This window comes from Embleya hyalina, assembly GCF_003967355.1.
In the GTDB taxonomy this organism is placed as follows: domain Bacteria; phylum Actinomycetota; class Actinomycetes; order Streptomycetales; family Streptomycetaceae; genus Embleya; species Embleya hyalina.
Window position 1 is genome coordinate 76,046 of sequence record NZ_BIFH01000045.1, and the last position, 11,209, is coordinate 87,254.

The 11,209-nt window shown below is 73.1% G+C and carries 1 protein-coding gene; it reads right to left on the reverse strand.

The window, feature by feature from the left end; genetic code table 11:
- Positions 1-15: 15 nt before the first annotated feature.
- Positions 16-11,190, reverse strand: a complete 11,175-nt coding sequence (locus tag EMA17_RS43545) for a type I polyketide synthase (protein WP_126642768.1) — start codon at positions 11,188-11,190, stop codon at positions 16-18.
- Positions 11,191-11,209: the final 19 nt, after the last annotated feature.

Consider the following 11,209-nt stretch of genomic DNA (forward strand, 5'->3'; position numbering starts at 1 on the left):
CTGGCTGGTACCGGCTCAGGCGAGCCCGAGTTCGTTGTCGATGAAGCTGAGTACCTCGTCCGCGGTCGCGGTCTCGAGCCGCTCCCCCACGTCCTCCGCGGCCGGCTCGGCGCCGGTGCGCCTCTCCCGCCAGGTGGACAGCAGGAGTTCGAGTCGGGCGGTGATCTCGTCGGGGGTCTCGCAGTCGGCCGCCGCGGCGGCGAGCGCGGCCTCGACGCGTTCGAGTTCGGCCAGCACCAGCCGGCCGGCGCTGTGCGTGGGCGGGGCGATCCCGGCGAGGAGATGTCCGGCGAGCACGATGGGGGTCGGGTAGTCGAAGACGAGGGTCGCGGGCAGTTTCAGTCCGGTGGCGGCCATGAGCCGGTTGCGGAGTTCGACGGCGGTGAGCGAGTCGAAGCCGATCTCGTTGAACGCGCGGCCGGGGTCGACCGCCCCGGATCCGGCGAAGCCGAGCACGGCCGCCACGTGGCCGCGGATCAACTCCAGGACCGCCGGGTGCCGTTCGGCTTCCGGCAGGGTGGTGAGCCGCTCGACGAGCGAATCGACCCGGCCGGGTTCCGCCGCCAGTACCCGACGGGTGGGCATCCGCACCAGGCCCCGGAACAGCGGGTGCCCGAAGCCCTTGGCCGCGCCCGCGCGCAGCGTGGCCGGGTCGACCCGGATCGGTACCAGGGCCGGCTCGTGCGATTCGAGCGCGCGGTCGAGGAGTTCGAGGCCCTGTTCGGAGGTGAGCGCCGACATCCCGGAACGACTCATCCGGCTCAGGTCGGCCTCGGTCAGATGGCCCGTCATGCCGCGGCCGTCCGATGGCGACCACAGGCCCCAGGCGAGCGAGGTCGCGGCCAGTCCCCGGGCGCGGCGGTGCCGGGCGAGGGTGTCCAGGAACGTGTTGGCCGCGGCGTAGTTGCCCTGTCCGGCGTTGCCGAACACTCCGGCCGCGCCCGAGTAGAGCACGAACCGCGCGAGATCGAGGTGCGCGGTGAGTTCGTGCAGGTGCACGGCCGCGTCGACCTTCGGGCGCAGTACCGCGGCCAGGCGCTCCGGCGTCAGGGACGCGATCACGCCGTCGTCGAGGACACCCGCGGTGTGCACGACGCCGGTGAGCGGGTGCTCCGCGGAGATCTCGGCGAGCAGTGCGGCCAGCGCGTCGCGGTCGGCCGCGTCGCACGCGGCGATGTGTACGGCGGCGCCCAGCGCGGTCAGCTCCCGCTCCAGTTCCGGCGCACCGTCGGCCGCCCTGCCGCGCCGGCCGGCCAGTACCAGGTGCCGTACGCCGTGCCGGGTGACCAGGTGGCGTGCCGCCAGCGCGCCGAGCGCGCCGGTGCCGCCGGTGACGAGTACGGTGCCGTCCGGGTCGAGGGCGGGCGGTGCGGTGAGCACGACCTTGCCGATGTGCCGGGCCTGGGCGACGTACCGGAACGCCTCGGGGGCGCGCCGCACGTCCCAGCCGCGCACGGGCAGCGGCCGCAGCTCGCCCCGCCGGAACAGCTCGACGATCTCGGTGAGGATCTCCCCCACTCGTGTCGCGTCGAGTGTGGTGAGGTCGAAGTTGCGGTAGTCGACGCCCGGATGGAGCTGCGCCAGTTCCTCTTCGCCGCGCACGTCCGTCTTGCCCATCTCGATGAACCGGCCGCCGTTCGACAACAACCGCAACGACGCGTCCACGAACTCGCCCGCGAGGGAGTTGAGGACCACGTCCACGCCTCGGCCGCCCGTGGCCGCCCCGAAGGCGTCCGCGAACTCCAGCGTGCGGGAGGAGGCGATCCGCGCCGGGGGCAGCCCCAGGTCGTGCAGGGTGTCCCACTTGGTCGGACCGGCCGTGCCGTAGACCTCCGCCCCCAGGTGCCGGGCGAGTTGCACCGCGGCCATGCCCACTCCGCCGGCGGCGGCGTGCACCAGCAGGGATTCACCGGCGCCGAGCCGCGCGAGGTCGACGAGAGCGTGGTAGGCGGTGATGAAGACGACCGGCACGGACGCGGCCCGGGTGAAGGACCAGCCGTCCGGGACGGGTACGAGCATGCGCTGGTCGGTGACCGCGTACCGGGCGAATCCGCCCTGGAGGATGCCCATCACCCGGTCTCCGGGGGCCAACGCGGTCACGTCGTCGGCCACCTCGACGACGACGCCCGCGCCCTCGCCGCCCATCGGTGTGTCACCGGGATACATGTCCAGGGCGATCAGCACGTCGCGGAAGTTCAGGCCCATGGCGTGCGGTGCGACGCGCACCTCGCCCGGGCCGAGCGGGCGGGTGTCCTGCGCGAGCAGGGCCAGGTTGTCCACGGTGCCGCGCTCGGTGACGTCCAGGCGCCAGTTCCCGGCGCCGGCCGGCGGGACCAGGGCGGCGCCGGGGGACGTACCGACGCGGGCGAGCCGCGGCACGTACGCCGTGCCTTCGCGCAGGGCGAGTTGGGCCTCGCCGCCGGCAAGCGCGGCGGGCAGGACCCGGTACGAGGCGTCGTCCGTGTCGATGTCGAGCAGGACGATCCGCTCCGGGTTCTCCGCCTGCGCGGACCGGACCAGGCCCCAGACCGCGGCGTGCGCGAGGTCCGTCGGCTGCTCGTCGCCGGCTGCCGCGACCGCACCGTGGGTGATCACGACCAGGCGCGTGGACGCGAGGCGCTCCTCGGCCGACCACTCCTGGAGGAACCCCAGTGCCCGCGACGTGGTCTCGTGCACCTCGTCGACCAGGCCGACCGAGCCCCGGGCCGGGGCCCGCTCCCACGAGACGACCACCCGGTCCGGAACCGGGTCCGCCGCGACGAGCGAGCCGAGGTCGTCGTATCCCGTGGCCGCGATGCCCGCGCGCGCCAGGTCCGCCACGGCGCCGGGGTGGTTGTCGCCGACGACCGCCCACCGCGTCCCGCCCGGCGGCTCCTCGGTCTCGTCGACGGGCACGGCGGCCCACTCGACGGTGAAGAGGGAGTCGTTGCGGGCCTGCGCGCCGCCGGCCGACAACTCGGCCGGTAGCGGGCGCATCACCAGCGAGTCCACGCGGGCCACCGGCGCACCGGTGGTGTCGGCGACCACGAGCGCCACCCGATCGGGGGCCGCGGGCGAGAGCCGAACCCGCAGGGTCGTGGCTCCCGTGGCGTACAGCCGTACGCCGGTCCAGACGAAGGGCAGCAGCGGTCCCGACGAGCCGTCCTCGCCGACACCGCCCAGGGCGATGGTGTGCAGCGCGGAGTCGAGCAGGGCGGGATGCAGCCCGAACGCGCCGGTCTCGCCCCAGCCGTCCTCCGGCAGCGCGACCTCGGCGAACAGGTCCCCGTCCCGGCGCCAGGCCGCCTTCAGTCCACGGAAGATCGGCCCGTAGTTCAGTCCCGCCTCGTCGAGCCAGTCGTAGAAGCCGGTCGTATCGAGGGAATCGGCTCCCTCCGGCGGCCAGACGGCCGCTTCCGGCAGCGGCTGGGGCGCGGTGTCGGTGGCGAGGATGCCGGTGGCGTGGCAGGTCCACGGATCGTCGGCGGCGCCGCCGTCCGGCCGGGCGTGCACGGTGAGCGAGCGCCGCCCGTCCCCGTCCGACGCACCGACCGCCAACTGCAGTTGCACACCACCACGTTCGGGCAACACCAGCGGCGCCCGAAGGGTCAACTCGTCCACGAGATCGCAGCCGACCTCGTCGCCGGCGCGGATCGCCAGCTCCACGAAGGCCGTCCCCGGCAGCAACACCGCCCCGTTCACGGCATGATCGGCCAGCCACGGATGCGACCGAAGCGACAACCGCCCGGTCAACAACACACCCTCCGCGTCCGCGAGCGACACCGCCGCACCGAGCAGCGCGTGCCCCGCCGCGCCCAGGCCGGCCGCGGTGACGTCACCGGCGCGTTCTCCCGCGCTCTCCAACCAGTAGTGCCGGTGTTGGAAGGCGTAGGTGGGCAGGTCGACGACGCGGGGCCCGGCGGGCGCGAGCACCGATGCCCAGTCCACCTCCACGCCACACACCCACAACTCGGCCGCGGAGGCGAGGAATCGGGCCAGGCCACCCTCCTCACGCCGCAACGTGCCGCAGGCCACCACCTCGACCCCCGCGTCCTCGGCCGTCTCCCGCACCGCCGGAATCAACACCGGGTGCGCGCTGACCTCCACGAACACGCCGAACCCCTGGCCGGCCAACGCCCGCACCGACGACTCGAGGCGCACGGTCCCACGAAGGTTGGAATACCAATACCCGGCGTGCAACCCGGACGTGTCCAGCCAGTCCGACGTCACCGTCGAGAAGAACGCGACGTCGCCGGTGCGCGGCGCCACCGGGGCCAGGACCTCGGCCAACTCCGCCTCGATGGCCTCCACATGGGCCGAGTGCGAGGCGTAGTCCACCTCGACCCGCCGTGCCCGCACCCCGTCCGCCTCGCACCGCGCCAACAGCTCGTCGAGGGCGTCCGCGTCACCCGACACCACCGTCGAGAACGGACCGTTGACCGCCGCCACCGACACCCGACCGGCGAAGGACGCCAACCGCTCCTCGACATCGGCGACCGACAACGGCACCGACACCATCCCGCCCCGACCCGCCAACCCCACGATCGCCCGACTCCGCAACGCAACCACACGCGCACCGTCGTCCAACGACAACCCGCCGGCCACCACCGCCGCCGCGATCTCACCCTGCGAATGACCCACCACCGCATCCGGAACCACCCCGAACGAACGCCACACCTCCGCCAACGACACCATCACCGCCCACAACAACGGCTGCACCACATCCACCCGATCCAACCCGGGCGCACCCTCCACCCCGGCCAACACCTCCACCGGCGACCAATCCACGAACTCCGCCAACGCCGCCGCACACTCGTCGAAACGCCCGGCGAACACCGGCGACTGCGCCCGGAGCTCCACCGCCATCCCCACCCACTGCGACCCCTGACCCGGAAACACGAACACCACACCGGCACCGCCGCCGGAACCGGCCACACCCTCGACCACTCCCGGGAACGGCACACCCTCCACCAACGCACCCAGACCGTCGGCCGACTCGAACCCGCCACCGGCACCCAACACGACGGCACGGTGCTCGAACGCCGCACGCGACACGACGAGGGAATGCCCGACGTCGGCCGCGGACCCATCCCCCACGAAGGCACCCAACCGCCGCGCCTGATCCCGCAACGCCGCACCCGAGCGCGCCGACAACACCCAGGGCACCACCGGCAATTCCGGCCCCGGCGCCACCTCCTCCGCAACCGGCGCCGGAGGAGCCTCCTCCAGCACCACATGCGCGTTCGTGCCGCTGATGCCGAACGACGAGACGGCGGCCCGACGTTCGCGCCCCATGTCCCGCCACGGCACGGGCTCGGTGAGCAGCTCGACCGCACCGTCGGCCCAGTCCACGTGCGGCGATGGCTCGTCCACGTGCAGGGTGCGGGGAAGCAACCCGTACCGCAGCGCCATCACCATCTTGATGATCCCCGCGACACCGGCGGCGGCCTGGGTGTGCCCGATGTTGGACTTCACCGACCCCAGCCGCAACGGCCGATCCACCGGCCGACCCTGCCCGTACGTGGCGATCAACGCCTGCGCCTCGATCGGGTCGCCCAGCGTCGTACCCGTGCCGTGCGCCTCGACCGCGTCCACATCCGACGCGGACAACCCCGCGTTCGCCAACGCCTGCCGGATCACCCGCTGCTGCGAGGGCCCGTTCGGCGCGGTCAGACCGTTGCTCGCACCGTCCTGGTTGATCGCCGACCCACGCACGACCGCCAGCACCCGGTGGCCGTTGCGGCGCGCGTCCGACAACCGCTCCACCAGCAGCACACCCACGCCCTCGGCCAGACCGAAACCGTCGGCGGCACCGGCGAAGGACTTGCAGCGGCCGTCCCGGGAGAGGGCGCCCTGGCGGCTGAAGCCGACGAATCCGATCGGGGAGCACATCACGGTGACCCCACCGGCCAGCGCCAGGTCGCAGTCGCCGTTGCGCAGCGCCTGCACCGCCAGATGCAGGGCGACCAGCGACGAGGAGCACGCCGTGTCGACCGTCACCGCGGGCCCTTCCAGGCCCAGCGCGTACGCGACCCGGCCGGAGACGATGCTGCTCAGCGTGCCGGTGACGAGGTGCCCGACCGACTCCGGCGGGACCTGGTCGGAGTCGCGTCCGTACTCCTCGTAGGCCGCCCCGACGAAGACCCCGGTGCGGCTGCCACGCAGGGACGCGGGGGCGATCCTGCCGTTCTCGATCGCCTCCCACGAGGCTTCGAGCAGCAGCCGCTGCTGCGGGTCCATGGCGAGCGCCTCGCGCGGGCTGATCCCGAAGAACTCGGGGTCGAACTCGCCCGCCTCGTGCACGAATCCGCCCTCACGGACGTACGAGGTGTCGGGGCGATCGGGGTCCGGGTCGTAGAGGCCGTCGACGTCCCAGCCGCGGTTCTCGGGGAGTGGGGCGATCGCGTCCCTGCCCTCGGCGACGAGGCGCCACAGGTCCTCGGGGTTGTGCACACCGCCGGGCAGGCGGCAGCTCATTCCGACGATCACGACGGGGTCGTCCCGGTCGGGGCCCGTCGTCCGGGGCTGCCCCCCGACGGGGTCGGCCGGTGTCTCCTCGCCCAGGATCGCGGTGCGCACGAGTCGGGCGAGGGCCGTCACGTTCGGGTAGTCGAAGACGACGGTGGACGGCAGCCGCACTCCGAGGGCGGCGTTGAGCCGGGCGCGCAGTTCCACGGCCGTGACGGAGTCGAAGCCGAGATCCCGGAAGGCCCGGTCCACCCGGACGTCCGCCGGATCGGCGTGTCCCAGCACCAGGGCGACCTGTTCGCGGACCCGATCCACCAGGAGGCGTTCGCGGTCCGCCGGGTTCAGGCGCCGCAACTGCTCGTACAGCGGCGATGACTCTCCCGCCTCGTCGGCGGCCGAACCCTCGTCCGCGCCGAGCGCCCGCAGCGCCTCGGGTACCCCCTCCAGCAGCGGGCGACGCCGGGCGGCGGCGAACAGCGGGGCGAACCGCCGCCAGTCGACGTCCGCGATCACGAGGTTGGTCTCGTCGTCGTCCAGCGCCTGCCACAGGCCGTCCAGGGCCCGCTGCGGGTCCATGAACGGCAGGCCGCCGCGGTCGGCGTCGTCCTCGTTCAGCAGCGTGGTCATGCCACCGCCCGCGGAGTGCCAGAAGCCCCACGCGATCGCCGTGGCGGGCAGTCCGCGGCCGCGGCGATGGGCGGCGAGCGCGTCGAGGAAGGCGTTGCCCGCCGCGTAGGCTCCGTTGTGGCCGCCGCCCCAGGCACCCGCGCCGGACGAGAACAGTACGAAGGCGTCGAGCGGATCGCGGGCGTCCTCGGCGAAGAGCCGGTCCAGATGGGCGGCTCCGGCGATCTTGGCCCGGGTGGCCTCGACGAGTTCCGGTTGATCCAGGTCGGCCAGCGGTCGGATGTGGGCGACACCCGCGGTGTGGAAGACCGACCTGAACGTGTCGCCGTCGGCCTCGACGCCGCGCACGAGGTCGGTCAGCGCCTCGCGGTCGGCCACATCGCATGCCGCGACGGTCACGCGGGCACCCGACTCCTCCAGCTCGGCGACGAGTTCCGCCGTACCCGGAGCGTCGGCGCCGCGCCGACTGGTGAGGACGAGATGTTCGGCGCCCTCTGCCGCCAGTCGGCGCGCCACCCGCGCACCCAGGCCGCCGGTGCCGCCGGTGACGAGCACGGTGCCCCGCGCCCGCCAGGTCCCGCTCGCACCCGACCGGATCCTGGGCGCACGCGTCAGGCGACGGGCGAACACGGCGGAGGCCCGGATCGCCACCTGGTCCTCACCCGCGACGTCCCCGGTGCCCGCGAGCACGGCGACGAGCCGGGTCAGGGCGCGCGCGTCGAGCGTCTCGGGCAGGTCGACGAGACCGCCCCAGCGCTCCGGGTGTTCGAGGCCGAAGACCCGGCCGAGCCCCCACACGACGCCCTGCTCGGGGTGTCGGAGCGGATCGATCCGACCGACGCTCTCGGCACCGGAGGTGGTGATCCAGAGCGGTGCGTCGACGTCGGCGTCGCCCAGGGCCTGCGTCAGCGCCAGGACCCGGCCGGCGGCAGCGGTGGGATCTTCCCCGGGTGCCTCCGTCGACAGCGACAACACTCCGGCCGGCGGCGCGTCGGCGGCGAATCTCCGCAGCCGCTCGGCGAGGCACTTGCGGTCGAAGTCCTCGGCCGAATACAGGAGTCGGGTTTGGGCGCCGTGCCTTTCGAGCACGTCGACGACCGAGGAGATCACGTCGTCGGCGCCCCGCTCGGCCGAGACCGCGACCCACCAGGTGCCGGACAGGGTGGGAGCCGTGGTGCCGAAGGCGGTGAGCGGCTGCCAGGTGATGCGGTAGCGCCAGGAGTCCAACACCGTCCGGTCCTGCCGGCGGCGCCGCCAGGACGACAACATCGGCAGTACGCCGGCCAGCGGCGACCCGTCCTCGATACCCAGCGTGTCGGCCAGACCCGCCAGGTCCTCGCGCTCCACCGCCGCCCAGAAATCGCCGTCCTCGGAGTCGGCGACCCGCGACGGCGCCGGCACGGCGCTCACCGCGTCGGACCGGAACCAGTAGTGCCGGCGCTGGAAGGCGTAGGTGGGCAGGTCGACGTGTCGGGCCGGGGTGGTGGCGAAGTGGGTGCGCCAGTCGACGGCGGTGCCGTGGGCGTGGAGGGTGGCCAGGGCTTCGAGGAGCGTGCGGGGCTCCTCGCGGTCCTTGCGGACGGCGGGGACCAGGACCGCGTTCTCGTCGGTGTCGAGGGTCTGCCGGGCCAGGGCGGTCAGGACCCCGTCCGGGCCGATCTCGACGAATGTGGTGGCGCCGGCCGCGCGGGCGCCGGCCACGGAGTCCGCGAAGCGGACCGCGTGTCGTACGTGCTCCACCCAGTAGTCGGGATCGGTGAGCCGGCCCTCCGCGGCCGGTTCACCGGTGACGGCGGAGATCACCGGGACACTCGGCTCACGGTAGGTGAGGGTTCGGGCGACCCGTCGGAAGTCCTCCAGCATCGGGTCCATGAGCGGCGAGTGGAACGCGTGCGAGACGCGCAACCGGCGGACCCGGACCCCCCGCTCCTCCATCACCCGGGCCATGTCCTCCACGGCCGCTTCGGTACCGGAGACCACCACCGCCGATGGTGCATTGACGGCGGCGATCCCCACCTCGTCCTCACGACCCGCGAGCAACGGCAACACATCCGCCTCCGGCGCGGCGACCGCGAGCATCGCGCCGCCCGCCGGGAGGGCCTGCATCAACCGGGCCCGGGCCGCCACCAGACGGCACGCGTCCTCCAACGAGAACACCCCGGCCACATGCGCGGCCGCAAGCTCACCGATCGAATGCCCAACCAGCACATCCGCCGCGACCCCGTACGACACCAGCAGCCGGTACAGCGCGACCTCGAACGCGAACAACGCCGGCTGCGTCATCCCCGTCTCGTTCAGCAGTCCGGCCCGTTCGCTGCCCGGCTCGGCGAACACCACCTCACGGAGCGGATGCGCCAGCAGCGGATCCAGCACCGCACACACCTCGTCGAACGCAGCCGCGAACTCCGGGAACACGGCGGCGAGTTCGCGGCCCATCCCCGGACGCTGACTACCCTGACCCGCGAAGAGCAGGGCCAGTTTCCCGCCGCCACCGCCGCCTGTGACCACGCCGGCCGCAGGCGATCCGGCCGCCAACGCCGTCAGCCCGGCCAGCAGTTCGTCCCGCCCGGCGCCGACCACGACCGCACGCTCGTCCAACACCGCACGACCGTCCACCAACGCCCGCCCCACCGAGGCGGGTTCCACGTCCGGGACACCCGCGGCCCACTCCCGCAGACGGGCTGCCTGGGCTCGAAGTGCCTCCGGGTTGCGGGCGGACACCATCCACGGGACGAACGGCGTTTCCGGGCCGTCGGCGGCTGCGGGTGCGTCCTCGCCCGGCGCCTCCTCCAGGATCAGGTGGGCGTTGGTACCGCTGAATCCGAAGGCGGAGACCGCCGCGCGCCGGGGTGCCTCGTCGGGCTCCCAGGGCCGGGGCTCGGTGAGGAGTTCGACCTCTCCCGCGGACCAGTCCACATGCGGGGACGGCTCGTCGACGTGCAGGGTCCGCGGCAGGACCCCGTTGCGCATGGCCATCACCATCTTGATCACGCCGCCCACGCCCGCGGCCGCCTGCGTGTGGCCGATGTTGGACTTCAGCGACCCCAGCCACAGGGGCCGGTTCTCGGGACGGTCCTGGCCGTACGCGACGATCAGGGCCTGGGCCTCGATCGGGTCGCCGAGTACGGTCCCCGTGCCGTGTGCCTCGACGGCGTCGACCTGTGAGGCCGACAACCCGGCGTCGGCCAGGGCGTCCCGGATCACCCTGACCTGGGAGGGGCCGTTCGGCGCGGACAGCCCGTTGCTGGCGCCGTCCTGGTTGACGGCGCTGCCCCGGACGACGGCGAGGACGCGGTGGCCGTTCCGCCGGGCGTCCGAAAGCCGCTCCACCAGCAATACGCCGACGCCCTCGCTCCAGCCGGTGCCGTCCGCCGCTCCCGCGAAGGACTTGCAGCGCCCGTCCACGGACAGCCCCCGCTGCCGCGAGAACTCGATGAACGTCCCCGGCGTGCCCATCACCGTCACACCGCCGGCCAACGCCATCGAGCACTCGCCCCGGCGCAGCGCGTGCACCGCGAGGTGGAGCGCCACCAACGACGACGAGCACGCGGTGTCGATCGAGACCGCCGGGCCTTCCAGGTCCAGCGCGTAGGAGACCCGGCCCGAAACGACGCTGCCGAGCGCCTCGCTGCGGAAGTAGTCGTGGTACATGGCGCCGACGAACACGCCGGTACGACTGCCGCGCATCGAGGTCGGATCGATGCCGGCCCGCTCCAAGACCTCCCAGGACGCCTCCAGGAACAGGCGTTGCTGCGGGTCGGTCGCGATCGCCTCGCGCGGCGAGATGGAGAAGAAGCCGGCATCGAAGTCCCCGGCGTCGTACAGGAATCCGCCCTGCCTGGTGTACGAGGTACCCGGATGGTCCGGATCGGGGTGGTACAGCTCCTCCCCCCAGCCTCGGTCGGTGGGGAACTCGGAGATCGCGTCGCCGCCTTCGGAGACCAACCGCCACAGATCCTCGGGAGAGGTGACGCCGCCCGGATAGCGGCAGCTCATCCCCACGATCGCGATCGGCTCGTGCTCCTTGCCCTCGATCTCCCGCAGCTGCCGGCGAGTCTCGTGAAGGTCGGCCGTGACACGCTTGAGGTAGTCCCGGAGCTTGTCCTCGTTTGCCATCGAACGTAACCCTTCTCAG

Excerpts from the sequence above, each read along its gene's own strand:
- EMA17_RS43545 (WP_126642768.1), bottom strand. The coding sequence starts at position 11,190 with ATGGCAAACGAGGACAAGCTCCGGGACTACCTCAAGCGTGTCACGGCC.